The sequence below is a fragment of the Streptomyces sp. NPDC002870 genome (assembly GCF_042888505.1).
GTDB lineage: Bacteria > Actinomycetota > Actinomycetes > Streptomycetales > Streptomycetaceae > Streptomyces.
Genome location: NZ_JBIAPW010000001.1, coordinates 321322 through 346421, shown reverse-complemented (window position 1 = coordinate 346421; position 25100 = coordinate 321322). Strand labels below are relative to the sequence as shown.

The following is a 25100-nucleotide window of genomic DNA, read 5'->3' as shown; positions in this document are numbered from 1 at the left end:
CCCTTCGGGCGTGTCCTCAATCTCCCCCCAGACTTCGTCCGGGGGGGACCCCCAACGGCCGTGGTTGGAGCGGCGGCTCTGGACGCCCACGACAGCGTCAGGCCTCGTACTCCGTGAGGTCGATCGCGTAGATGTGCAGCCGGAAGCCGTACTCCGGGTGCGTCGTCTCGTGATCCAGCTCCATGCCGAGCTTGCGCATCACGTTCTCTGACGCGTCGTTGCCCAGCCGCGCGATGCTGATCACCCGGTCGAGGCCGCGGTCCTGGAGCGCGAACTCCAGTGAGGCGTGGGCGGCCTCGGAGGCGTACCCCTGACCCCAGAAGGGCCGGCCGAGCCGCCAGCTGATCTCCACGGCGGGCAGCACGTCCGGCAGAAAGTGCGGCACGGACAGGCCCACGCAGCCGACCAGTTCACCGGAGGCGAGCAGCTCGACGGCGAAGAGGCCGAAGCCCTCCTCGTCCCACTCCTCCTCCCAGCGCTCGATGTCCTGCGCCGTCTGCTCCAGGTCGCGGACCGAGCCGTCACCGATCCACTGCATGACCTCGGGGTCTGCGTTGATCTCGGCCATCGGGACGAGGTCGTCGTCGTGCCAGCGGCGCAGGAGGAGACGGGGGGTCTGGATCTCGGTCATGGCGTCCATCCTGCCATCCCCACCGCCGTCCGACTTCAGCGCAATGCGCCGGATTTACTCATGGAGATTTCTACGAATTCCAGAGGCGGCTGAACACCCCATGAGCCCCAGCCGTATTGGACGTCGCGCTTCTCCCTCTGCCGGGGAACGTCGCGCTTCTCCCTCTGCCGGGACCCCCCTAACCCACACCCGGCAACGAAGCAGAGGAGTTCCATGGGACGCAACAGAAAACGCTCGACGCTGGCGAACCGGGCGATAGTCGCCTCGGCCGCATTGATTCTGGGCGGGGGTGGACTGGTCGCGGTCAATACCTATGCCTCCGCAGGCGAAGGCTGGTCCTGGTCCGGCCAGCAGAACGAGCAGACGCAGAACCAGACAAAGGGCGCGGGACAGTCGGTGTCCACCATCGACTGCCCCGAGGTCGCGAACGATCTGCCCGACGTCCCCGAACAGGCACGTCCGGAAGTCGACCGGGAACTGGCGACGATGGACAGCCAGATCACCGACGCGTACCAGAAGTTCGCGGAACAGAAGGAGCAGATCGAACAGGATCCCCAACTGGCCGAGAACGCCATTCTGAATCCGCTGAAGGACAAGCGGGTGGCGAGCATCGACCGTATTTCCGTGGCCATCGGCCGGGCCGGCCAGCAGCCGCAGGGGCTTGATTCTCTCGCCCCCTGCGCCCTGCGCCCCGACGACAACGTCAACGCCGGCGAGGGTGACAACGGCGGCGACGGACAAGGAGACGGACAGGACGGCGACGGTCAGGACGGCGGTCAGGACGGCGGTCAGGACAACGGTCAGGACAACGGTCAGGACGATGGCCAGAATGGCGGTCAGGACGACGGTCAAGGCAATGACCAGGGTGGGCAGGCCGGAAACGGCCCCGAAGCCTCCGACTTCGTCGACATCCAGTCCGTCGAGCCGAACGTCCAGCAGCCGCGTCAGCGGCGCAGCGGGTCCAAAGGCACCTTCACCACCGAGTGCGGGACGAACGAAAACGGGAAGTTCAACCCGGACAATGTCATCGTCGCCCCAGGTGTGAGCAACGGCGCGCACCATATGCACGATTACGTCGGCAACCAGGCCAATGACGCATTCGCCAGCGACGACGATCTCGCAGGCGGTGACACCACCTGCCAGAACCAGGGCGACAAGTCCACGTACTACTGGCCTGTCCTGCGACTGCAGAACGGGCAGGACGAGAACGACGCCAACGCCGACGGCGGCGGCAATGACCAGAACGTCGGAGAGATCCAGACTCCGTCCCAGGTCACGCTGAATTTCGTCGGCAATCCGGTCAGCAAGGTCACCGCAATGCCCCGTTTCCTGCGGATCATCACCGGTGACGCCAAGGCACTCACCAATGGTGACGCGAATGCCAATGCCTCCTGGAGCTGCACCGGTTTCGAGGACCGTCAGCTGAAGGACAAGTACCCGATCTGCCCCGAGGGCAGCCAGGTGGTGCGGAGCTTCAAGTTCCAGAGCTGCTGGGACGGCCAGAACACGGACAGTGCGAATCACCGCACGCATGTGGCCTTCGCGGACGGCAACGGCAATTGCGGCGATGGATTCCAGGCGATCCCGCAGCTGGTCCAGCGGATCGTCTACGACGTCCCGCCGGGTCCCGGCTTCGCGGTCGACTCCTTCCCGGAGCAGCTGCACAAGCCCATCACCGACCACGGGGACTTCATCAACGTCTTCGACGAGGACCTGATGAACGAGGTGGTGGACTGCATCAACACCGGTCAGAAGTGCCAGTGACCCGTCGGCACTGATCCCCTGCGCACGACCCGGATCGGCTCCCCGGAAGGGGGGCCGATCCGGCTGTCCCGGCCCCCCACCCAGTACCTGCGCGGTCAGCTCCCGTGGTGTTCCGAGTGGTCCTGCTCGCTCCCCCCACTGCCACCACTACTCCCCGAGTGGTGCTGCGAGCCGGTTTCCACCGTCCCACCGAGCCGGCCGCGCAGCGCTGTGACCACCTTCGCCTCGCCGACCACGACCCATTTGCGGCCGACGAGATACGAGCCGCCGTAGTCATTGGCCTCGTTGATCCATTCGCGCTGCCCCCGGTCGGTGGCGAAGGTGGCCAGCACATACTTGCCGTCGCCCGTCGTGCAGTTGGCCTGACGCAGCTCGTCCGCATCCGTCTGGATGTTCGGTTTGCACTCCGCCTTCTCGGCCAACTGCTCCAGGGTGCCCGTCGCCGTCTTCGGGGGCTTTGGATCCTTGTCGCCGCCGCGCCCGTCGCCGTCGTCGCCCGATCCGCAGGCCGTGGCAAGGGTCAGCGCCAGAACTGCCAGTGCTGCGCGGGCCGTCCGCCTCGCGCCCGTGTTCGTAACTGTCCGCATCCGGCCATCGTGCCCTGTCAGCCACCTTTCGCGCGAGGGAACTCCCGATAACCTGCGCTCCCGCACGCACCTGTTGTCACGTGAGCCACACGGAGGAGCGCTGATGATCGAGCTGTCGAGACGTACGGTGCTGGGCACAGCGGGAGCGATCGGCGTGGGAGCTGCATTGGCCGGACACAACCCAGCGGCCGCAGCCCAATCCGGAGGCGCCCCGGCCGGCGCGGCGTCCGGAGCAGCCGCCGCCGCGCCCGCCGCCCGGTTCGACACCACACCCGCCCAGGCGGCGGTCCAGCGGCTGCTTCCCCGGCACGCCGGTCAGTTCCGGCTCCGGGCGCTGGACGGACCCGAGCGCTTCCAAGTCACCGGCTCGCGTGGCCGTATCGAGGTCGCGGGCACCAGTCCCGCCGTACTCCTCACCGCGGTGCACTGGTACCTCAAGTACGTCTGCCGGGCGCACATCTCCTGGTCCGGCAGCCGGCTCGACCTGCCGGGGCGGCTGCCCGCGCCCCGCACGCCGCTCGAGCGGTCGGCGACCGTCCCGCACCGGTTCGCGTACAACGACACGCACGACGGCTACACCGCCCCGTACGCCGACTGGGCCCGCTGGGAGCGGCTGCTCGACGTGCTCGCCCTGCACGGCTGCAACGAGGTGCTGGTGACACCCGGCCAGGAGGCCGTCTACCACCGGCTCCTGATGGACTTCGGATACTCCGACACCGAGTCCCGCACCTGGCTGCCCGCCCCCTCCCACCAGCCGTGGTGGCTGCTGCAGAACATGAGCGAATACGGCGGCCCGCTCTCCCCCGAGCTCATCGGCAGACGGACCGAACTCGGCAGACGCATCTGCGACCGGATGCGCGAACTGGGCATGCACCCGGTCCTGCCCGGCTACTTCGGCACGGTCCCGGACGGCTTCGTCGCCCGCAATCCCGGCGACGCCCGCGTCATCCCGCAGGGCAGCTGGAACGGGCTGCGCCGCCCCGACTGGCTCGACCCGCGCACCCGGAGCTTCGCCGACGTCGCCGCCGCCTTCTACCGGCACCAGTCGGAACTGTTCGGCGAAATCGGCCACTTCAAGATGGACCTGCTGCATGAGGGCGGCACCGCCGGGGACGTCCCGGTCGCGGCCGCCGCCCGCGCCGTCGAGACCTCCCTGCACACCGCACGCCCCGGGGCCACCTGGGTGATCCTCGGCTGGCAGGCCAACCCACGGCCCGCCCTCCTCGATGCCATCGACACCGACCGGGTGCTGATCGTCGACGGGCTCTCCGACCTGGACACGGTCACCGACCGGGAGACGGCCTGGGGCGGCGCTCCGTACGCTTTCGGCACCATCCCGAACTTCGGCGGGCGCACCACCATCGGGGCGAACACCGACCGGTGGACCGCCAAGTTCACCGCCTGGCGCGACAAGCCGGGCAGCGCGCTGGCCGGCACCGCGTACATGCCGGAGGCCGCCGAGCGCGACCCCGCCGCCCTGGAGCTGTTCAGCGAGCTCGCCTGGCGCGAGGAGCGGATCGACCGGGAGGCGTGGTTCGCCGAGTACGCCGAGATCCGCTACGGCGGCGAGGACAGATCGGCGCGCACCGCCTTCGCCGCGCTCGCCGCCACCGCCTACCAGCTCACCAGCACCGACGGCCGCCCCTACGACTCGCTGTTCTGCCGCCGCCCCGGCATGACCGCGTACATCGGCACCGCCTTCGACCCGGCTGCGTTCGACCGGGCGTTCGCGGCGCTGCTCGGCGTACGTCCGTGGCTGCGCGACAGTGACGCCTACCGCCACGATGTGACCGACCTGGCCCGTCAGGCCCTCGCCAACCGCTCCCGCACGCTGCAGCTCCCGCTGCGCGTCGCCCATCTGACCAAGGACGTGGAAACCTTCCGCGCCCTCACCGCGCTGTGGCTGAAGCTGATGCGGCTGAGCGACACGATGGCCGGCTGCCACCGCGCCTTCCTTCTCGGCCCCTGGCTTGAGGACGCCAAACGGCTGGCCACCAGCGCGGACGAGGCGGTGGAGCTGGAGCGCACCGCGAGGGCGCTGATCACCACCTGGGCGGACCGGGCGGCGGCCGACCAGCTCAGCAACTACGCCAACCGCGACTGGCACGGGCTGATCAACGACGTCCATGTGCCGCAGTGGGAGGCGTATCTGGACGAGCAGGCCGCCGCGATGGCCGAGGGCCGCGCGCCCAAGGCCTTCGACTGGTATCCGGCAGAGGAGGCCTGGACGAAGGACCGGCGCGCCTATCCGGTGCGGGCGACGGGGGACGCGTACCGCACGGCACGGCGGGTGTACGACACCCTCGCCGCGGCGCCCTACCAGGGCTTCACCGATGTCAGCGCGGATCCGCCCGCCTTCACGCCCGGCAGCACCGGCACCGTCACGGCCGCCTTCCGCAACCTCAACGGGCTGCGCTCCACCGGCCGCGTCGACTTCGACCTGACCGGCCCGGACGCCGAACCTCAGGGCGACCCCTTCCTGAGCCGCGTCCCGGCGGGCGCCACCGGCACCGTCTCCTGGCGCGTGACGGCCCCGGCCGACCCTCTCACCGAGCCCCTGCGCCCCATGCCGTACGAACTGCGCACGCAGTACGGCCCACGCGGAGAGGACCGGGTGGCCGTCCCCCAGAAGGGCGCGCTGTTCGTGGCGTCGCCGCTGGACGCCGGATGGCGCACGTTCACCAGCAACGCGGCCGTCTTCGGACAGTTCGGCGACCGCCTCGCGATCAACGGCGCGGGCAACGACATGTGGCGGGGCACCACCCACTTCGGCACCGCCTACCGCGATGCCGCCCTGGTGGGGGGCACAACCGTCGTCCTGCGCGTGGACTCCCAGGAGGACACGGGCAGTTGGGCCCGGGCAGGCATCGTCGTACGCAACAGCCTGTCCACACCCGGCGCCGCCGGCTTCCTGATTCTGGCCGCGACACCCGGCCAGGGCATCGTGCTGTCGTACGACACGAACGGCGACGGCACTCTGGACGCGTACAAGCGCATCACCGGTATCAAGGCCCCGGTGCTGCTGAGGCTCGTCCGCAACGCGGGGACCTCCTTCACCGGCGCCTGCTCGACGGACGGCGGCGCCACCTGGCGCACGATCGCCACGGTGTCCGTGCCGGGAACCGCCGGCACTCAGGACGTGGGGCTGTTCATGAGCGCCGTAAGCGGTGGCAGCGGGGCCCGGGGCACGGTGCACTTCAGCGGGTGGTCGATCACGGCGCCTGAGTCCACTACCGTTCCGTAAGGAAAGGATCTTTCCGGGACATCCAGCAGATATAGCAGCAGATATCGATGTGCCGAGTCAGGGAGCCGCCCGCCATGACCGCGATCCCCGCCACCACCGTCGCCAACCTCCGCGGCCTCGGCGGCACTCCCCTGCGCTGCGGCCGTTCCGTACGATCCGGTCTGCTCTTCCGCTCCGGGTCGCTCGACCGGCTCGACCCAGCCGCCGATCCGGCCGTCGCCGCGCTCGGGATCCGTACGGTCGTCGACTTCCGCACGGCAGCCGAGCGCCTCGCCCGCCCGGACCGCATCCCGCCGGGCGGGCGGCTGCTGCTCGCCGATGTGCTCGCCGACCCGGTGGCGTCCGGCAGGATGGCGGTCCCCGCGCAGCTGGGGCGGGTGTTGGCCGATCCGGTGTTCACCGAGGGGGAGTTGGGCGGCGGCCGGGCGCAGGCGCTGTTCGCCGACACCTACCGCGGCTTCGTCAGCACCGAATCGGCGCGCGCCGCCTACGGCGCCTTTCTCAATGAGGTCGCCGACCCCGGGTCCGGCCCGCTGCTCTTCCACTGCACGGCCGGCAAGGACCGCACCGGCTGGGCCGCGACGATCGTCCTCACCCTGCTCGGCGCGGAGCCGGAGACCGTCGAGGCGGAGTATCTGGCCGTCAACCCGGCGGTACGGCAGGCGTTCGCCCCGCTGATCGAGGGATACATCGCGCAGGGCGGCGACCCCGAGACCGCTCTCGCGATCATCGGCGTGGTGCCGGAGTATCTGGCCGCGGCGCTGGACGAGGTCGACGCCCGCCACGGCACGATGGAGAACTACGTGCGTGAGGGGCTCGGCGTCCCGGCGGCGGCGATCGAGCGCATCCACGAGCTGCTCGCCGGCTGACGGCGGCGCGGTCGGCGGCGGCACGGTCAGCGGCGGCGACCGCCCGCCCCGATCGGGGTGTGCCGGTGACCATAGGACCATTCGCTCGTTCTGCTGAACGTGCGCCCACAGGATGTCGTCACCACACCCGCCCCGTCGGCCCCCGCTCCCGCCCCCGGACCCGTCTCGGTCGAGCAGGCCGAAGCGGTCCTTGTCGAGCACTACCCCCGGCTCGTGCGGATCGCGTATCTCGTACTGCCTCCGTCCCTCGGGCGCAACCGCCGTGTGCTGACCGCGCACGCCCTCGTGCAGCGCTCGCTCCCGCGCGGCCGTACCAGCCCCGCGGGAGCCGCGGACGCCGCGATCCCGCCCTCCCGCCGCGCGCAGGGCGACGCCGACCCGGGATACGCGTATGTACGGGGGCGGGTGCTGCGCCAGGCCCTGGACGCCGGGCTTCCGCTGATGCGGCCGGCCTGGCCGAAGCGCGCCCAGCTGCCGCCGCTGCTGCCGCACGTCTGGGGTCTGCGGGTCTTCCCGCGCTCCGGCGGCGCGGATGAACTCGCTCTGGACCAGCGGCTCTCCGCGCTCTCCGGGCCCGCCAGGGCGGCGTACGTACTGCGCGGTCTGGAGGAGCTGCCCGACACCGATGTACGTCACGCCCTCACCGCCGCCGGGGTGGTGGACGCGCATGCGGCGCTCGCCGAGGCGGACGGGATGGACACGGCGGGGGACGCCGCGCTGCTCGACTCCCCCGAGTTCGACCCGTGTTCGCTGCAGGCGCGCCCCACCGATCTGATGCGCCGCCGCCAGCACGTCAAGGCTGCGCTGGTGGCCGCCGCGGCCCTCGCGGTGTGCGGCGCGCTGCTCGGGCTGCCGGGCGACGGCTGGGGTCCGGACGGTGCGGCAGCCCCGCCGTACGCACGTAATCCCGCCGCCGAATCCGCCCTGGATCCGGCCCTGTTGACGCGGGTCTCCGCCACGGCGTGGCAGCGCTCGTCCCGTACGGACTTCTCCGTCTGGCCGGCCCGCGGCGATCTCACCGACGACCGTGCCCTGCTGCACCGCGCGCTCGCCGTCTGGGCCAGGCCCGGCAGCGCGGTCCAGGTCTCCGCGACCCCCGGCACGCCGCCCGGCCCGCCGATGGGTCCGCCGCAGCTGCTGTACGCGGGCGAGGTCGACCAGGCGCGCGTGGTGCTCCTGCACGACGGGCTGCGCGTGGTCCGGTACGCCGAGCCCACGGACGGCACCGGCGGCGTGGCGCTCGACTTCGCGCGTACGGACGGGGCCGACGCCGCCACGTCGGGCGCGCTGGTGGCAGGCCGCACCCACGGCAATGTCCGCTATCTGACCGCGCCCTGGGTGCGGAAGGTCTCCGTGCGCAACCTGCTCGACCCGGCGTCGGAGCCGCAGCCGCTGTCCCGCGACGAGGACGGGCTCACGGCCCCGCTGGCGAGCCCGGCGCAGGCGCGCGACTGCAAGGCCTGGGACGTGCTGGAGCTGCGCGACGACACGGCCGACAGGCTGCTGACCGACCTGGGTGAACTGACCCCGGCCCGGCTCACCTCGGGCCCGCCGTCCGCCCCGCGGGACGTCACGGGCACGTCGCAGCGCGCTTTCTGGGCCCGCACGGCCTGTCTGCTGCCCGGGGTGCGGGCGCACGGTGTGCGCAGCGTCAACTCGTGGCAGTACGCGAAACAGCCACTGCCCGATTCGAACGGCACGGCTCACTGGCTGTGCACCCGCGCGGAGACCTGGCGGGGCACCGGGAGCCGGGTCATGGCCCAGTTCCAGGCCCCGGTCGCACAGGCCGGCGCCCCGGCCGCGATCGCGGCGCGGGCCGAGGACTCACCGGCCTGCGGGGTGCGGGATCCGAAGGTGCTGGCGGGCGTGCTCTGGAAATCCCGGGCCGGGCGGTGGTACGTACTCGCGGCGGGCAGCGGGCAGTTCACGTCGCTCGCGACATCGGGCGGAGTCGACGGCAGCGCGAAGGGCAAACTGCTGGCGGTGCCCGCGCGGGAGGGCGCGCGGGCGGAGCTGAACGGCCGTCTGGCGGACGGCAGTCGCGTGGGCGCGCTGCACTGAACCGCTCCTGTGGCCCCCTCTGAGTCGCTCCCGGCCATTCGCCGGCGGGGCGGCCGGCCGGTCCTGGACGTGTGGACGACGCCCGTTAGGGTGTTCGCATGACGACCGGGGTACGCCGCAGGATGGGCGTCGAGGAGCGCAGGCAGCAGCTGATCGGTGTGGCGCTGGAGCTGTTCGGCCACCGCTCCCCCGACGAGGTGTCGATCGACGAGATAGCGGCGGCCGCGGGCATCTCGCGGCCGCTCGTCTACCACTACTTTCCCGGCAAGCAGAGCCTGTACGAGGCGGCGCTGCGGCGGGCCGCCGATGAGCTGGCCGGGCGGTTCCTGGAGCCGCCGGAGGGTCCGCTCGGGGCGCGGCTGCTGCGGGTCATGGGCCGGTTCTTCGACTTCGTGGACGACCACGGGCCGGGGTTCTCTGCGCTGATGCGGGGCGGTCCCGCCGTTGGATCGTCGACGACGAACGCGATGATCGACGAGGTCAGGCAGGCCGCGTACGAGCAGATTCTGGCCCATCTGGGGATCGAGAGGCCACCGGCGCGGCTGGAGTTGGTCGTACGGTCCTGGGTGTCGCTCGCCGAGTCGACCGCGCTGATCTGGCTGGACGGGCGGCGGGTTCCGCGCGGTGAGCTGGAGTTGCAGCTGGTGCACGACTTCGCGGCGCTGTGCGCGGTGAGTGCGGCGTACGACGAGGAGATGGCGGGCATTTTGCTGCGCATCCTCAAGGACGAGCCGGCCGAAGGGCCGTTCGGCGATCTGGTCGGCCGACTCATGTCGCTGGCGCCCACGTTGACAAAGGTGCCGGCTCAGCGCCTGCGGTAGGACGGCTCCAGGTCGCGGACCTCGGCACGGACGACGGGTTCGATGCCGTCGGCGGGAGTCGTTACGGCGTCGTCCCGCAGGAGAAGTCCGTCGGCGGACTCGTCAGCTGAAGGGCCAGCAGCGCCACATCGTCCTCGCGGGTGCCGAAGCAGTCCAGCAGTGTGTCGCAGAGGGCGAAGACGCCCGGCGGTGCGTGCGCCGCGGCGTGGCGGAGACGTTCGAGGGAGACCGTGAGGTCTGTGCCACGGGTCTCGATCAGACCGTCGGTGACCATCAACAGCCGGTCCGATTCGGCCAGTTTGATCTCCGAGGGGCAGGGGCGGTCCAGTCCCAGACCGAGTAGCGGGCCCGAGGTCCGGGCGTAGGCCGCGCTGCCGTCGCCGGTCACGATCAGCGGGCGGATATGGCCGGCGTTCGCGATCCGGGTGCGGCCGGTCCGCGGGTCGATCAGGGCCAGGCAGACCGTGGCCGTCGCTTCCGGGTGGTAGCTCTGAAGCATCCGGTCCAGGCGGCCCAGCAGCGCGGCCGGGTCGCTCTCGTCGGTGGCGTACGCGCGCAGGGCGTGGCGCAGTTCGACCATCACCGTCGCCGCGTCCAGCGAGTGGCCGACGACGTCGCCGACGCCGACCAGCAGTCCGGCCGCCGTGTTCAGGGCGACATAGAAGTCGCCGCCGATCTCGGCGTTGCGGGAGGCGGGCACATAGCGCAGGGCGAGGTCCGCGCCGGGCAGGGCGGGTGGCTGCTGGGGCAGAAAGCTGCGTTGCAGGGTGAGCGCGACATGGCGTTCCTCTGCGGAGGTGCGCAGGGTCTGGGCGGTGAGGGCGGTGGCGTGGGCGAGCCGGCCGAGCAGCGACGCGGTGTCCGGTTCGCAGGAGGTGTACGCGGGGTGGGCCAGGCAGACCGGCGGCTGATCGGGGCGGCTGCCGGCGAGCAGCAGGGCTGCGCCGCCGGGGACGTCGGGCCGGAAGAACCCGGCCGGCCACAGCGGCGGGGGCGCGATCCGCGAATGTACGCCCGTACGGCCGGCCATGCACCGCCGCAGCAGCCCGGCCACGGCTGCCCGCGCTTCGGCGTCCGGCGGGTGGTCGTAGCGCCGGGGGCTGCCCGCGTACAGCGTGTCCTCCGCGCCGAAGACGAAGGCCGCGGCCGGGCTGCCGGTGAGCGAGGCGGTGGCGGCCGCGGCCAGGTCGGCCAGTTCCTGCGGGCCGCTCGCACCGTGCAGTTCCGTGGTCGCGACGGCGAGCCGGGCCAGCCGGTCGGCCTGCGCCTCTGCGTCGTGGCGGGAGCGGGCCCCGCGCAGGGCGGCCCTGATGACCGCCTCGATCTCCTCCGGCTCGACGGGGATCGTCAGATACGCGTCCGCGCCCGCGTCGAGTCCGCGGCTGCGGTCGTGCGGGGAGATCGCCGCGGCGCTGAAGTGCACCACCGGCATCGCGGCGATCTCCGGATGGGCCTTGATCCGGCGGCACAGTTCGAAGCCGTTCATGTCGGGCAGACCGATGTCCACCAGCGCGGCGTCCGGCAACGCACCCGACCTGAGTCTCGTGTCGAGCTCGATCAGTGCGTCGCCGGCGCACGCGGTGGACACCACCCGGTGTCCGGCCCGGCGCAGCACCGCGCCCATGGCGTAGCGATTGGCCTCGAGGTCGTCGACGACCAGCACCGTGGCGCCGCCGGCTCCGCTCATGTCCCGCTTCCCCTCGGGTCGGGGACACCCCGCTCCGTAGTCTTTCCACCACGCTATCGCGCGATGGTCAGCCCCGGGTGAAGACGGCGACAGTGCGCGCCGGAACGGTGAAGCTGCCCGAACTCCCTTCGTACGACGATGCCCCGGTGATACGGTCGGCGCCCGCGGCTTGGACGGGGTGCAGGGCGTACGGCTTCCCGGCCAGTTCAGGGACCCGCTGGGTCTGCTGCTCGGGCGTCGCGTTGAAGACGACGACCAGGTCCCCGGCCCGCATGGTGATCACGCCCGGTGTCTCGTCCTTCCCGGAGAGCGGGAAGGAGACCGCGGACTGCACCTCGCCCGCCGTGCCCAGGCTGAACGCCCGCTCAGTGGTGCGGATGGTGAGCAGATCGCGGTAGGCGGCCGATGCGCCGTTGATCTGCGGACAGCCCACCGTGAGCGATGGGGCCGTCAACAGGGGCTTGGCGTAAGGCCACTTGGCCTTGTTGTCGGCCTCCGGCGGCAGCCCGCGCCCGAAGCCGTTGCCGTCCCGGCAGTCCCAGTGGACCGCGTTGAACCAGTCGCCGCTGTCGTACGAATTGCGGTCCAGCGACTTGGAGCGGAGCAGGTCCGTCCCGGCCTGGGAGAGCGCGGGGCCCTGGGAGAGCGCCGCGGTCGCCATCGCCAGCACCTGCATACGCGCCCGGTCGCCCGGGGACGTACCCGACGGCAGCTTGAAGGCGAGAGCGTCGTAGAGGGATTCGTTGTCGTGGGCGTCCGCGTACGCGAGGGCGTCGCCGGGAGCCGCGGCATACCCGGCCGGGGCGCCGTTGTAGTCGACCTGGGAGCCCTTGACGGTCCGGCCGGAGCTGTCGGTGAAGGTGTACGCGGCGAGGTTGCCCGTGAGACCGACCTTGATCAGGTCCTGGTAGTGCAGAAGACGGGCCTTCTGCTGGGCCTCGGTGCCGTTCGACGGCGAGGAGTTGGGGTCGGTGTAGAGCCCCGAGGCGAAGCCCTGGACGCCCGGGTCCTCGTCGAAGGGGCCGCCGCCGCGCACCGCGTCGCGGGCCCGGTCGGAGAAGGTCGCCACTCCCGTTTCTGCCATGTTCTTCTGGGTGGCCTGGACGAAGCGGGCGTCGTCCGCGATCTCCCCGAAGTTCCAGCCCTCCCCGTAGAGAATGATCTTCTTGCCGTCGACGCCGTCACGGGCGGGGGTCAGCTCGTCCAGGGCGGCGCGCACCGCGAGGATGTTGGCCTTCGGGTGGTGACCCATCAGGTCGAAGCGGAAGCCGTCGACCTTGTACTCCTTGGCCCAGGTGACGACCGAGTCGACGACGAGCTTGCCCATCATGGCGTTCTCTGGCGCGGTGTTGGCGCAGCAGGTGGAGGTGGCGACGGTGCCGTCGGCGAGCAGCCGCTGGTAGTAGCCGGGCACGATCTTGTCGAGTACGGACTTGTCGGCCTGGCCGCTCGCCACGGTGTGGTTGTAGACGACGTCCATGACGGTGCGCAGACCGCTGGAGTTCAGGGCCTGGACCATCTGCCGGAATTCGACCGTACGCCTGGTCCCTTCCGGGTCTGAGGCGTACGAACCCTCGGGCACGGTGTAGTGCAGCGGGTCGTAGCCCCAGTTGTACGCGTCCTTCGCGGCCACCTTGGCGATACAGGCCTGCTGCTCTTCGGAGTCGGGTGCGTACACCTTCAGGTCGCAGGCGGGTGAGGCCTGGTCGGACTTCCTCTCCGGGATGGTGCCGATGTCGAAGGCCGGCAGGAGATGGACGTAGGAGGTGCCGGAGGCGGCGAGCGCACGCAGATGCTTCATGCCCAGCGAGTCGCGGTCGGTGAAGGCGAGGTACTGGCCGGGGTGTTTCGATGTGCGGTCCGCGACGGAGAAATCACGGATGTGCAGCTCCTGGATCTGCGCGTCGGGCAGCGGCACGACCGTGGGTTTCTTCGTCGCGGCCCAGCCCGCGGGTGCGAGCTTCGGGTCGGCGAGGTCGACGACCAGGCTGCGGGCGGAGTCGGTGGTCAGGGCGGTGGAGTAGGGGTCGGTGACCTTGTTGGTGACGACCTTCTGGACGCCGGGGGCCCAGACCTTGACGGCGTAGCGGTACGGCTTGCCCGCCCAGCTCTTCGGGCCCTTCACCGACCAGACGCCGCTGGTGTCGTCCCGCCGCATCGCGACCGTCCTCCCGTCGAGTTCGAGGGAGACGGACTGAGCCGTCGGGGCCCAGAGGGAGAGCGTGGGGCGGCCGCGGTTGTCGAAGACGGGCCCGAGCTTCGCTCCGGTGGCGTCGTACAGGTCGTCGAGTACCCCCGGGATCTGTACGCCGGTGGCGGCGAGCAGCGCACCGGTGGCCGCGCGCTGCGTGGCGATCAGCTGGCCGCGCAGGGACTCACGGATTCTGTCCCGGTCGCGGGGGTCGACGGTGAAGGCCGGGTAGTCCTTGAGATGGGGGTACTTGGCCTTCTGCGCGTCGTTGAGCGCGGACGGTGCGAGCCGCAGCCAGCGGCCCTCGTCCGACAGCGCCCCGTCGACCACGGAGATGCCGCCGTCCTTCGCGTACACCAGCTGCTGGCTGGTGGCGTCGGTGGCCTTCACCTTCCAGACGACGGTGTCCCGGTCGATCCACTGGGCCTCCGCCTTGGCCAGGTCGAGGGAGGGTGCGCCGCCGGCCTGCGGCAGCAGATACTTCGGCTGCCCGGCCAGCAGCCAGACCTGGTGTCCGTACGTCGCGAGGTCCAGGGACTGGTCGGTCGGCAGGTCCTTCTGGTCGCCCTTGTGGACGATGTAGCTGAGCGAGGTCGCGCCGGCGGCGAGCGGCACCTCGAAGGTCACTCCGTACGCGTCCTTCCGCACCGGCTGGAGCGGCTTGGACCAGTCGGTGGGCGATGCGGCGCCCGTCCAGGTGTGCAGGCCCCAGCCGTCGTAGTCGCCGTCGGCACGGTGGTAGTGGAGGACGGCCTTGGTCTTGTCCTGCGGCGGGTAGGCCCCGTCGGGCGCGCGGTCGGCCTGGCCGTCCTTGCCCTGCTCGATCCACACCTCGCCGGTGCGGGCGAGGTCGACGGTGCGCTGCGGGCCGTCCGCCGTGCCGTTCTTCTCGACGGTGTACGGGACGGTCGCGGCGCCCTCGGGGAGCTTGACCCAGGCGAAGGCGCCGTAGGCGTCCCGCCCGGTGAAGGAAGCCGTGGTGTCACCGGACCCCAGCTGCCAGCCGTCGTAGTCGCCGCCGGTGCGCTTGTAGTGGACGACGGCGTAGTCGCGCTCGACGGCCACCGGCTTCTCGGGCGGCGGGGCCTGGCCCGCGGTAGTCGAGGCGAGAGCACTTGCGGTGCGGCCCGCGCTGTCCACCACAACGGCCTTGTAGCGCAGGGGCGTTCCTGCCTTCACCTTCCGGTCGATGTACTGCGTGACCTTGTACGGGGCGTGGTCGGCCGAGCCGAGGGTGCGCCACTTGCCGTTGCCGCTCTGGGCGGCGAAGACGACCCGGTTCAGCTGTCCGCCGGTGACATCCGCCGTGATCTCGACGGTGCCGGTGGCTCCGGCGGCCGGGGCCTTGAGGGTCACGGCCGGCCTGGCGGCGGGCTCGGCCAGGGGCCCCGCGGCCCGGAGCACCACCGACGACAGCGCGGGCACGGTGAGGGTGATCCTGCCTTCGGTGGCGCGGACGGTGCCCGAACCGCCGTACAGGACACGGAAGTCCACGGCATCCACCGGCAGGGTCACCGTCTTGGGCTCCGTCCCGTTGTTGGCGGCGACGAGATACTCGACGGGCCCGGTGCGCGCCCTCGCGTCCGTACGGGAGAAGGCGTACACCGAGTCCTTGGCGTACCGCTCCTGCTGGACGCCGTTGCGCAGCGCCGGGTGGTCCTTGGTGAGCTTCGACAGGGCGGCGACCGACCGGTAGACGGGGTGCGCCGGGTCGTACGCGTCAACGGCGTGAGTGCGGTCGGTGCCCAGCTGGTCGTCGTCCAGATAGTCGGCGGTCTTCGAGGCGAAGAGACTCTGGCGGGCGTCCTTGTCGCCGCCCGCGCCGGTGAAGCCCTGCTCGTCGCCGTAGTAGATCACCGGGTTGCCGCGGCCCAGGAACATCAGCTCGTTGGCGAGCCGTGCGCGCTTCAGCAGTTCGGCGTCGTCGGCCTTCGGGTTGTCCTTCTTGAGGAAGGTGCCGATGCGGCCCATGTCGTGGTTGCCGAGGAAGGTCACCTGCTCATAGGCGTTGGCCTTGTCGGTGGTGTAGCGATAGTCGTCGCCGAAGACGGCGGCGAGCTTGCCGGCGGGCGCGCCCTGCGAGGCGTAGGCGCGGGCGGCGTCCTGGAAGGGGAAGTCGAGCGTGGCGTCCAGCCGACCGCGGGTCACATACGGCGAGGTGATCGCCGTATCGGCGGCGAAGACCTCGCCGAACATGAAGAAGTCGTCCCGGCCGCGCTCGGCCGCGTACGCGTCAAGCGCGGTCGCCCACTGGGTCCAGAAGTCCATGTCGACATGCTTGACGGTGTCGATGCGGAAGCCGTCGATGTCGAAGTCCCGGACCCACTTCTCGTAGATCTCCTCCATGCCCTTGACGACTTCGGGGCGCTCGGTCCAGAGGTCGTCGAGGCCGGAGAAGTCGCCGTACTCGGAGCTCTCGCCGGCGAAGGTCGAGTCGCCGCGGTTGTGGTACATCGTCGGGTCGTTGAGCCAGGCGGGGACCTTCTGGCCGCCGGCCGTCGGGGTGTACGGGAAGGAGTCCGCGTCGACCTTCTTGATGCCGTCGCGGTCGTCGAAGGGACGGCCGTCCTTGTCGAGATAGGGATAGGCGCCCTTGGGCCGGTAGCCGTACTTCTTCTCGGCGTAGTCGACGGTGTCGGCGGTGTGGTTGGTGATGACGTCGAAGAAGACCTTCATGCCCTTGCCGTGGGCCTTGTCGATCAACTTCGTAAGGTCGGCGTTGGTGCCGAAGTGGGGGTCGACCTGGGTGAAGTCGGTGATCCAGTAGCCGTGGTAGCCGGCCGAGGCGTCCTTGCCGGTGCCCTGCACGGGCCGGTTCTTGAAGATCGGGGCGAGCCAGATGGCGGTGGTGCCGAGGCCCTTGATGTAGTCCAGCTTCTGGGTGAGGCCCTTGAGGTCGCCGCCCTGGTAGAAACCCTTGTCGGCGGGGTCGTAACCGGTCTCGAGCCGCGAACCGTCAAGTCCGCCGCGGTCATTGGAGGTGTCGCCGTTGGCGAACCGGTCCGGCAGGACGAAGTAGAACTGCTCCCGCGTCAGATCGTGTCGCGCGGGTTCGGCGGCGAGGGCCTTGTCGGAGGGCGGTGCGGGCGGTCTGGGCGCGCCGGCGGCCGGCCCGGCGGATATGAGCGCCGCGAGGAGGGCGGCGGCGGTGCCTATGGCGGTGCCGGCCGCGCTGACGCGGGGGGTGAGGGTCACCGATGGATCTCCTTCAGGGCTACGAACGGCTGAGGGATTGCTGTTGGGGGCGGGGCGGGGCGCTGCGCGGGGCTGTTCCTCAGCCCGCCCCTTTCGTCCTCAATCGCCGGACGGGCTCGATATGCCCGGGCAAATCAAGCCTCGCCGGCGATTGAGGCGCGGGGTTCGGGGCGGAGCCCCGACAACGGCCCGAGCCGGCGGCTAACTCGACCCGCAGTTGCGGGCGTTCACATGCAGCGCCACCGCCGTGTTCGCGCCGAGCGTCGTCGTGAACTGGCCAGAGCCGTTCACCGTCACGCCCCTGCCCGACTGCACGTCGCAGTAGTCACCCGCCGGCAGCGACGTCTGGAAAGTGCGGGTCAGCGACGAAGCCTCGTGGTTGATCGCGACGTACGCCTTCGAGCCCCGCCCGAAGGCGATCTGGTCGCCGCCGTTGTCCCACCAGTTCACGACGCCCTGACCGCGCGCCGTGTTCCGGAAGGCCACCATGGACGCGATCTCACGCCAGGCGTGCTGGCACTTCCAGCCGTCGGTGTAACAGGCGTTCACTGTGCCACCGTTCGGGGGGCCGGCGTCCTTGTCGGTCCACTCGTAGCCGGAGTGGACGTCCGGCGACCCGTACGGCCACGCCAGCATGAACACATTCGCCAGCGTGTAGTTCGCGCCGTCCTTGTAGTTGAGGGTGTCGCCGCCTCGCTCGGTGTCGTGGTTGTCGACGAAGACCGACGACTTCCCCGACTCCATGTACCCCCACCCCTCGCCGTAGTTCTTCAGATACGCGAGGTTCTCGTTGTTGAAGACACGCTTGAGGTCACGGGCGTAGCGGAACTCCTGGACGTCGCCGTTCCCCAGATACTCACTGGGCGACACCGCCTCGCCCGCGCCGTGGATCGCCTCCTGCTTCCAGTACACGCCCGGGTTGCTGAGCCTGGACTTGATGTTGGCGAGGTCGGCGGCCGGCATGTGCTTCGCGGCGTCGATGCGGAAGCCGTCGACGCCGAGCGAGAGCAGGTCGCCCAGGTACGCGGCGATCCGGCCCCGGACGTAGTCCTCGCCCGTGTCCAGGTCGGCGAGCCCGACGAGCTCGCAGTTCTGGACATTGGCCCGGTCGGCGTAGTTGGTGATGTGCGACCGGCAGTCGTCCATGTCGGCGCCTGAGTAGATCCCCGGGTAGCCGTACTTCGTATACGACGAGCCGCCGGTGCCGGTCCCGTCCGCCGAGGCCATGTGGTTGATCACCGAGTCGGCGACGACCTTGACGCCCGCCGCGTGACAGGCGCTCACCATGCTGCTGAACGCGGCGCGGTCGCCGAGCCGTCCGGCGATCTTGTAGCTGACGGGCTGGTACGAGGTCCACCACTGGCTGCCCTGGATGTGCTCCTGGGGCGGGGAGACCTGGACATAGCCGTAGCCGGCCGGGCCCAGGGTGTCGGTGCACGCCTTGGCGACCGACGAGAACTTCCACTCGAAAAGGACGGCCGTGACGTCCTTGTCCCCCGGCGGGGCCGCCTGCGCGGGGCCCGCCGGTGCAATCACACTCACCGCCGCGCCCGCCACGAGGGCGAGCGCCGCGGCAAGGGGTCTGCCGGCCATGTTTCCTCCTGCATGGGGGGAGGTGCGGGTGACGGTGCAGCCTTGTCCGGCAACGCGCCGTGCCCGTAAGGCCTTTGATGGTTCCAATGACGTCTCTGACGGTTCTTGCTGCAAGAACGCAGAAAGTTATTGCGGTCGCGACCGTACGAGCCCCCCGGCCCAGGGTCAACCCTTTGGACACACTCTCGTCGCGCCGCAGAAATCTTGCTGTTTCCCAACTGCAAGACCTTTCGCAAGTTTTGCAGTGGTGTTACGTTCAACCATGACTCCGGGCCGGTCGGCCGGGGGCCCGGCAGGTCCGGGCCCCACGCGCCCGGCCGGCCGGTCCGGTCACGCGCCTAACGGCGCGCCTGCGCGGTGGTGCCCCTGACCACCAGTTCGGGCTGGAACACATACTCGGTGCTCTGTACGGGACTTCCCTGCAGCTCCTCCAGCAGCGCGCCGACCGCCGCGGCCGCCATCGCCTTCACCGGCTGGCGGAGCGTGGTCAGCGGCGGGTCCGTGAACGCCACCAGCTGCGAGTCGTCGAACCCGACCACCGAGAGGTCGTACGGCACATCGAGGCCGCGCTCCCGGGCCGCCCGGACCACGCCGAGAGCCATCATGTCGCTGCCGCAGACGAGGGCGGTGCACCCCTTGTCCAACAGCGCACCGGCCGCCGCGTGGCCACCCTCGACGCTGAACAGCGAGCGCTGGACCAACTGTTCGGCCGCCGCGGCGGTGTAGCCGAGGATGGAGCGGAGACTGTCGGTGAAGCCCTCGGCCTTGCGGTGGGCCGGCACATAGCGGAGGGGGCCGATCGCGAGGCCGATCCGCTCGTGCCCCAGCTCGGCCAGATGGTGCACGGCCGTCCGCATCGCCGCCCGGTCGTCGCAGGAGACGCACGGCGCGCTGATGTGCTCGCTGTAGCCGTTGATGAGGACGAACGGGACTCCCCGGTCCACGAGTTCGGCATACCGTGCGTGATCGGCCGAGGTGTCGGAGTGCTGCCCGGACAGGAACACGATGCCGTTGACACCGCTCTCCTGGAGCTGTTCGACCAGCTCGTCCTCGGTCGCGCCGCCCGGCAGCTGGGTGCAGAGCACCGGGGTGTAGCCGTGCCCGGCCAGGACCTGCTCGACGGCCTGGGCGAAGGCGGGGAAGATCGGGTTGGTGAGCTCGGGGGTCAGCAGGCCGATGAGGCCCGCGCTGCGCTGCCGCAGCCGTATGGGCCTCTCGTAGCCGAGCACGTCGAGCGCCGCGAGCACCCGCTGGCGGGTGCCGCTCGCCACCCCCGGTTTGCCGTTCATGACCCGGCTGGCGGTCGCCTCGCTGACCGACGCCTGGGCCGCGATGTCCGCGAGCCGGGGGACGGCGCCGGACTGGACGGCGCCGACCCGCGACGGGGAAATCGTCACACCGTCCACCACACAGCGCTGTCCGCGGGCAGTTCGGCCTCGCCGTCGGCCGGCTCCACGGCGCTGCCGGCCAGCAGGACACGGCCGGGCGCCGGTATCCGTACGGCCGCGCCCGTCGTGTTGACGGTGCAGACGAAGCCGCCCGGGCGCCGCAGCGCGAGCACGCCCTCGGGGGCGTCGAGCCACTCGACCGCGTCGCCCGCGCCGAGCGCGGGGTGCTCACGGCGCGCCGCGAGGGCTCTGCGGTACAGCTCCAGCGTCGAGTTGGGGTCACCGGTCTGCGCCTCGACGCTGAGCCCGGCCCAGCTGTCCGGCTGGGGCAGCCAGCTGCCGCCCGCGCCGAAGCCGTACGAAGGGCCGTCGGCGGTCCACGGGATCGGCACCCGGCAGCCGTCGCGGAACCCGTCCTGGCCCTCGGTGCGGCCGAACGCCGGGTCCTGGCGGACCTCGTCGGGCAGGTCGGTGACGTCGGGAAGTCCGAGCTCCTCGCCCTGGTAGAGGTAGGCGGATCCGGGCAGCGCCAGCATCAGCAGTGTGGCGGCGCGGGCCCGCCTGAGACCCAGTTCACGGTCGCCGGCCTCGCGGACCTGAGTGCCGGCCGGCGGGCCCGCGAAGCGGGTGGCGTGCCGGGTCACATCGTGGTTGGAGAGCACCCAGGTGGCCGGGGCGCCGACGGGCCGCATGGCGTCGAGCGACGCATCGATGGCCCGGCGAAGCTCGGCCGCGTCCCAGTGGGTGCCCAGGTACTGGAAGTTGAAGGCCTGGTGCAGCTCGTCGGGGCGGACGTAGTTGGCGGTGCGCTCGACGGTCGGGGTCCAGGCCTCGGCCACCGCGATACGGTCGCCCGGGTACTCGTCCAGGATCGTGCGCCAGGCGCGGTAGATCTCGTGGACGCCGTCCTGATCGAAGAACGGCATGACACCGCTGCCCAGCAGCTTCAGCTGGTCGCCGGAGCCCAGGTCGGGCAGACCCGCCGCCTTGACCAGACCGTGGGCGACGTCGATGCGGAAGCCGTCGACGCCCATGTCGAGCCAGAAGCGCAGGATCGAGCGGAACTCGTCGGCGACGGCCGGGTGTTCCCAGTTGAAGTCGGGCTGCTCGGGCGCGAAGAGGTGCAGGTACCAGTCGCCGGGCGTGCCGTCCGGGTTCCGCGTACGGGTCCAGGCGGGGCCGCCGAAGATGGACTCCCAGTCATTGGGCGGCAGTTCACCATCGGCGCCCTTGCCGGGGCGGAAGTGGTAGCGGTCGCGCAGCGGGGATCCCGGGCCCTCCTTCAGCGCGCGCTTGAACCATTCGTGCGCGTCGGAGGAGTGGTTGGGCACCAGGTCGACGATGATGCGCAGCCCGAGGTCGTGCGCGTCGCGGATCAGCGCGTCGGCGTCCAGCAGCGTGCCGAACATCGGGTCGATGGCGCGGTAGTCGGCCACGTCGTACCCGGCGTCGGCCTGCGGGGATGCGTAGAAGGGGCTGAGCCAGACGGCGTCGACGCCGAGTTCCTTCAGGTACGGCAGTCGGCTGCGGATGCCCGGAAGGTCGCCCATGCCGTCGCCGTTCCCGTCGGCGAAGCTGCGGGGGTACACCTGGTAAATGACGGCGTCTCTCCACCAGTCGCCGGAAGCGGTCCGGTCGGCGTGGTGCTGGGCGTCGGCCAGGTACTGGGTCATTCTCTCGATCCCTTGGAGGCTCGTTCGGGCAAAACCGGGGGCACCCGGCCGGTTGTCGGGCCGGGTGCGTCGCGGCGGTGGGTGTTTCAGGACTTCGAGGCACCGGCCGTGAGGCCGGTGACCAGGTGGCGCTGGACGAGGTAGAAGAAGGCGGCCGCGGGGATCGCGATGAGCACGCCGGTGGCGGCCATCAGGTTCCACTGCTGGTCGTGTTCGCTGACGAACGTGGCGAGGCCGATCGGCAGCGTGTACTTGTCCTCGCTGAGCATGAACACGGAGGCGAAGGCGAACTCGCCCCAGGCGGTGAGGAAGGTGTAGAACGCGGCCACCGCCAGGCCGGGGCGAGCGAGCGGCAGGATCAGCCGGTAGAAGGTGCCGAACGGCGAGAGGCCGTCGACCCGGCCGGCCTCGTCGATCTCCGTCGGGATGGTGTCGAAGTAGCCCTTCATCAGCCAGGCGCAGTACGGGAAGGCCGTGGTGCAGTTGGCCAGGATCAGGATCCAGTACGTGTCCAGCAGCTCCAGATCGGCCGCCAGGTTGTAGAGCGGCACGATCAGGATCGCCATCGGGAACATCTGCGTGACCAGGAACGTCCACATGAGCTGCCGGTGGCCGGGGAAGCGCATCCGCGACACGGCGTAGCCCGCGCTGGCGGCAACGAAGACACCCAGCACGCAGGTGCCCAGGCCCACGACGAGCGAGTTGACGAACCAGTGCAGGAACTCGGTGTCGTTCAGCACCGTGGTGTAGTTCGACAGGCTCAGCTTCCCGGCGATCTCGTCCGCGTGCAGGAAGTCGGTCTTGTCGGGACCGAGCGAGACCCAGGCGATCCAGGCCACCGGGAAGAAGGCGATGACGCTCGCGACGATCAGCGTCGCGTGCAGCGCGGCGGAGGCGCCGCGGCTGCGCTCGCCGCGGCGCAGCTGCCGCCTCTCCGCCACGGGCGGCTTGCCCGCGGCGGCCGGGACCGCGTCCTCGGGAGTGCCGATGGTGGAATCGGCGGCGGTGGCGCTCATGGACGGAAGAGCCCTCTCGTGAGTCATCAGACGGCCGCCTTCTCGTTACGGGCCAGCCAGCGGCGGTAGATGGAGACGAGCACGATCAGCATCGACAGGATGATCACGCCGTACGCGGCCGAGCCGGCGTAGTCGCGCGGAGTCTGGCCGAAGCCGAGCCGGTAGGCCCAGGTGACCAGGATTTGCGCGTCCGGGGCGCTGTTGCCGAACAGCAGGAAGATGACGATGAACTGGTTGAAGGTCCAGATGAACCCCAGCATGACCACTGTGCTGCTGACCGAGCGCAGACCGGGCAGCGTCACATGGCGGAAGCGCTGCCAGGGGGTGGCGCCGTCGGTCTCGGCAGCCTCGTAGAGCTCGTTCGGGATCGACTGCAGTCCGCCGAGCAGCGAGAGCATCATGAAAGGCACACCGCACCAGGTGTTGACCATGATGGCCGCGGTCCGCTGCCAGAACGGCTCGCTGAGCCAGGCCGGTTCGGGCAGGTGGGCCCAGCCGAGGGCGGTGTTGAGGATGCCGCCGTCGTCGGCCAGGATCAGCCGCCAGGAGAAGACGGTCACGAAGGTGGGCACGGCCCAGGGCAGGATCAGTACGAGCCGGTAGAAGGTGCGGCCGCGCAGCTCCCGGTTGAGGAGCATGGCCAGCCCCATGCCGATCCCGAAATGCAGGGCGACGCAGGACACCGTCCAGAAGAGGGTCCAGACGAACTGTCCCCAGAAGGTGTCGGACCCGCTGCCGGTGAGGATCTCGACGTAGTGGTCGAGGCCAACCCAGGAGAAGGAGTCGGGGATCTTGTTGACGCCGATGGTGCGGCCGACGTTGTCGCTGTTGGCGTCGGTGAGCGACAGATAGATGCCGCGGCCGAGCGGATAGGCCACCAGCAGGCCGAGCACGGCCACGACCGGCGCCACCATGGCGTAGGCATACCAATGGCGGTTGTAGGACTGCTTGATGCGGCTGATCACTTCGGCACCTCGGGGGGCAGCGCGGGGTCTCGAGCAGGATGTACGGCAGAACCGGTGCGGCCGGAAGGTTTCCGGCCGCACCGGTCGTGAGGACTACGAGAAGTCGGGAACGAGCTTCTTGAACTCCCCGGCGATGGCGTCCAGCCCCGCCTGCGTGCCCGTCTTGCCCTGGAAGATCTTGGTCAGGTTCTGCGCGAAGGCGTCACCCAGCAGGGTGCTGTACTCCGGCAGGTCCGGCCGCGGCTGCGCGGAGGTGGCGAGGACCTGCTGGAACTCGGCGACGCCCGGGGCGGCCTTGACCTCGTCGGTGTAGGCCGAGGTGCGGGTCGGCAGGGTGCCGTTCTTCAGCGCGATCTTGGCCTGGGTGGCGCCGGAGGTCATGAAGCCGACGAACTTCTGGGCGGCTTCCTGCTTCGACTTGTCGGATCCGGCGTAGACGGAGAGGTTGTGGCCGCCGGTCGGGGCGCCGGCCTTGCCGGTGGAGCCGGCCGGGACGTTGGAGATGCCCAGGTTGGCCTTGTCCTTGAACGAGGCGCCCTTGTAGATGTTGGTGAGCTCCCACGGGCCCTGGACGATCATCGCGACCTTGCCGTTCACGAAGGCGTCCTGCATGTGGGCGTACGCGTCGGCGGTCACATCCAGCTTGGCCACGCCGTCGGCAGCGAGGACGCCCTTGGAGGTGTCGACGGCCTTGACCGCCTCCGGCGAGTTGATCGTGATCTTCTTGTTCGCGGCGTCCACCATGTCGGTGCCCTCGCCGAAGAGGAAGGCCATCTCGTAGTAGGTGGCGTTGTTGAGCCAGAAGCCGTCGACGCCGGCCTTGTCCTTGACGTCCTTGGCTACGGTCTTGAGCTCGTCCCAGGTCGCCGGGGCCTTGTCGTGGCCGGCCTTCTTCAGCAGGTCCTTGTTCCACATCAGGGCCAGCGTGTCGGTGACGAACGGCGCGCCGTAGGTCTTGCCCTCGTACTGCGCCTGCTTGAGCAGCGACGGGGTGATGTCGTCCTGCTTGTCCAGCGCCGGGGTGCCGTCCAGCGGGGCCAGGAACTGCGACTTCGCCCACGAGGCGGTCCAGCCGACCTCGGCGCGGATGATGTCGGGGGCACCCTTGCTGCCGGCCGCGGTCTGGAACTTGTTCTGCGCCTGGTCGAACGGGACGTTGACGTACTTGACCTTGATGTCCTTGTTCGCCTTCTCGAACTCGGCGATCATCGCCTTGTACGTCGGCGCCTCGTTCGTCGCGTTGGACGTGTCCCACCAGGTCAGGGTGACCGGGCCGTCGGCCTTGTCACCGCTGTCGCCCCCACCGCACGCCGTCGCTGCCAGAGCCAGTGCCGCTACCAGCGCGGTGGCCGCTATGCCACGCCGCATGTGAACTCCTTCAGAGATGCCCGAGATGGCGGAGGCGACCAGGCCCC

At 70.4% G+C, this 25100-nt stretch carries 14 protein-coding genes and 1 pseudogene; 5 read left to right on the top strand and 10 right to left on the bottom strand.

What is annotated here, in order from left to right:
* Positions 1-97 precede the first annotated feature (97 nt).
* Positions 98-631 carry a GNAT family N-acetyltransferase gene (locus tag ACFYWY_RS01550; RefSeq protein WP_389177910.1) on the bottom strand — a complete coding sequence of 178 codons (534 nt, stop codon included), beginning with the start codon at positions 629-631 and terminating at the stop codon, positions 98-100.
* A 213-nt stretch (positions 632-844) separates the two neighbouring features.
* Here ACFYWY_RS01550 and ACFYWY_RS01545 point away from each other — a divergent pair, with 213 nt between their 5' ends.
* Positions 845-2395, top strand: a complete 1551-nt coding sequence (locus ACFYWY_RS01545; protein WP_389177907.1) for a DUF1996 domain-containing protein — start codon at positions 845-847, stop codon at positions 2393-2395.
* A 95-nt stretch (positions 2396-2490) separates the two neighbouring features.
* On the opposite strand, the gene ACFYWY_RS01540 is transcribed toward ACFYWY_RS01545, so the two are convergent.
* On the bottom strand, positions 2491-2982 hold the full coding sequence (locus ACFYWY_RS01540; protein WP_389177904.1) for a hypothetical protein: 492 nt from the start codon (positions 2980-2982) through the stop codon (positions 2491-2493).
* Positions 2983-3085: 103 nt separating this feature from the next.
* On the opposite strand from ACFYWY_RS01540, the gene ACFYWY_RS01535 reads away from it, so the two are divergent.
* From ACFYWY_RS01535 to ACFYWY_RS01520, 4 genes are all read left to right on the top strand, one after another.
* Complete coding sequence (locus ACFYWY_RS01535; RefSeq protein ID WP_389177901.1) at positions 3086-6226, top strand: alpha-N-acetylglucosaminidase TIM-barrel domain-containing protein; 3141 nt, start codon at positions 3086-3088, stop codon at positions 6224-6226.
* A gap of 74 nt (positions 6227-6300) precedes the next feature.
* Positions 6301-7095 (top strand): tyrosine-protein phosphatase, encoded by a 795-nt coding sequence (locus tag ACFYWY_RS01530; RefSeq protein ID WP_389177898.1) that lies wholly within the window; start codon positions 6301-6303, stop codon positions 7093-7095.
* Positions 7096-7194: 99 nt separating this feature from the next.
* Positions 7195-9156: a hypothetical protein gene (locus ACFYWY_RS01525; RefSeq protein ID WP_389177895.1), complete on the top strand. Its 1962-nt coding sequence runs from the start codon at positions 7195-7197 to the stop codon at positions 9154-9156.
* A 98-nt stretch (positions 9157-9254) separates the two neighbouring features.
* Positions 9255-9977, top strand: coding sequence for a TetR/AcrR family transcriptional regulator (locus ACFYWY_RS01520; RefSeq protein ID WP_389177892.1), 723 nt, complete (start codon positions 9255-9257; stop codon positions 9975-9977).
* Positions 9978-10038: 61 nt separating this feature from the next.
* Here the strand turns inward: ACFYWY_RS01520 and ACFYWY_RS01515 are convergent, their stop codons facing one another.
* The 8 genes and pseudogenes from ACFYWY_RS01515 to ACFYWY_RS01480 all read right to left on the bottom strand — a co-directional run bounded on the left by ACFYWY_RS01515 (position 10039) and on the right by ACFYWY_RS01480 (position 25053).
* Complete coding sequence (locus ACFYWY_RS01515; RefSeq protein ID WP_389177889.1) at positions 10039-11664, bottom strand: SpoIIE family protein phosphatase; 1626 nt, start codon at positions 11662-11664, stop codon at positions 10039-10041.
* Between the two features lie 67 nt (positions 11665-11731).
* The gene (pulA, locus tag ACFYWY_RS01510) at positions 11732-17050 is read right to left on the bottom strand and encodes a pullulanase-type alpha-1,6-glucosidase (protein ID WP_389177886.1); all 5319 of its coding nucleotides are present in this window, start codon (positions 17048-17050) and stop codon (positions 11732-11734) included.
* A 213-nt stretch (positions 17051-17263) separates the two neighbouring features.
* Positions 17264-18643: pseudogene (locus ACFYWY_RS01505) on the bottom strand (alpha-amylase family protein); the annotation flags it as partial.
* 338 nt (positions 18644-18981) lie between these two features.
* Positions 18982-20052 carry a LacI family DNA-binding transcriptional regulator gene (locus tag ACFYWY_RS01500; protein ID WP_389177883.1) on the bottom strand — a complete coding sequence of 357 codons (1071 nt, stop codon included), beginning with the start codon at positions 20050-20052 and terminating at the stop codon, positions 18982-18984.
* Positions 20037-21704, bottom strand: coding sequence for a glycoside hydrolase family 13 protein (locus tag ACFYWY_RS01495; protein ID WP_389177880.1), 1668 nt, complete (start codon positions 21702-21704; stop codon positions 20037-20039). The genes ACFYWY_RS01500 and ACFYWY_RS01495 overlap by 16 nt, the downstream gene beginning before the upstream one ends.
* An 86-nt stretch (positions 21705-21790) precedes the next feature.
* A complete protein-coding gene (locus ACFYWY_RS01490) occupies positions 21791-22720 on the bottom strand; it encodes a sugar ABC transporter permease (RefSeq protein WP_389178404.1) in 930 nt (309 codons plus the stop codon).
* Positions 22721-22746: 26 nt separating this feature from the next.
* Complete coding sequence (locus ACFYWY_RS01485; protein ID WP_389178401.1) at positions 22747-23634, bottom strand: carbohydrate ABC transporter permease; 888 nt, start codon at positions 23632-23634, stop codon at positions 22747-22749.
* A gap of 144 nt (positions 23635-23778) precedes the next feature.
* The gene (locus tag ACFYWY_RS01480) at positions 23779-25053 is read right to left on the bottom strand and encodes an extracellular solute-binding protein (RefSeq protein WP_389177877.1); all 1275 of its coding nucleotides are present in this window, start codon (positions 25051-25053) and stop codon (positions 23779-23781) included.
* Positions 25054-25100: the final 47 nt, after the last annotated feature.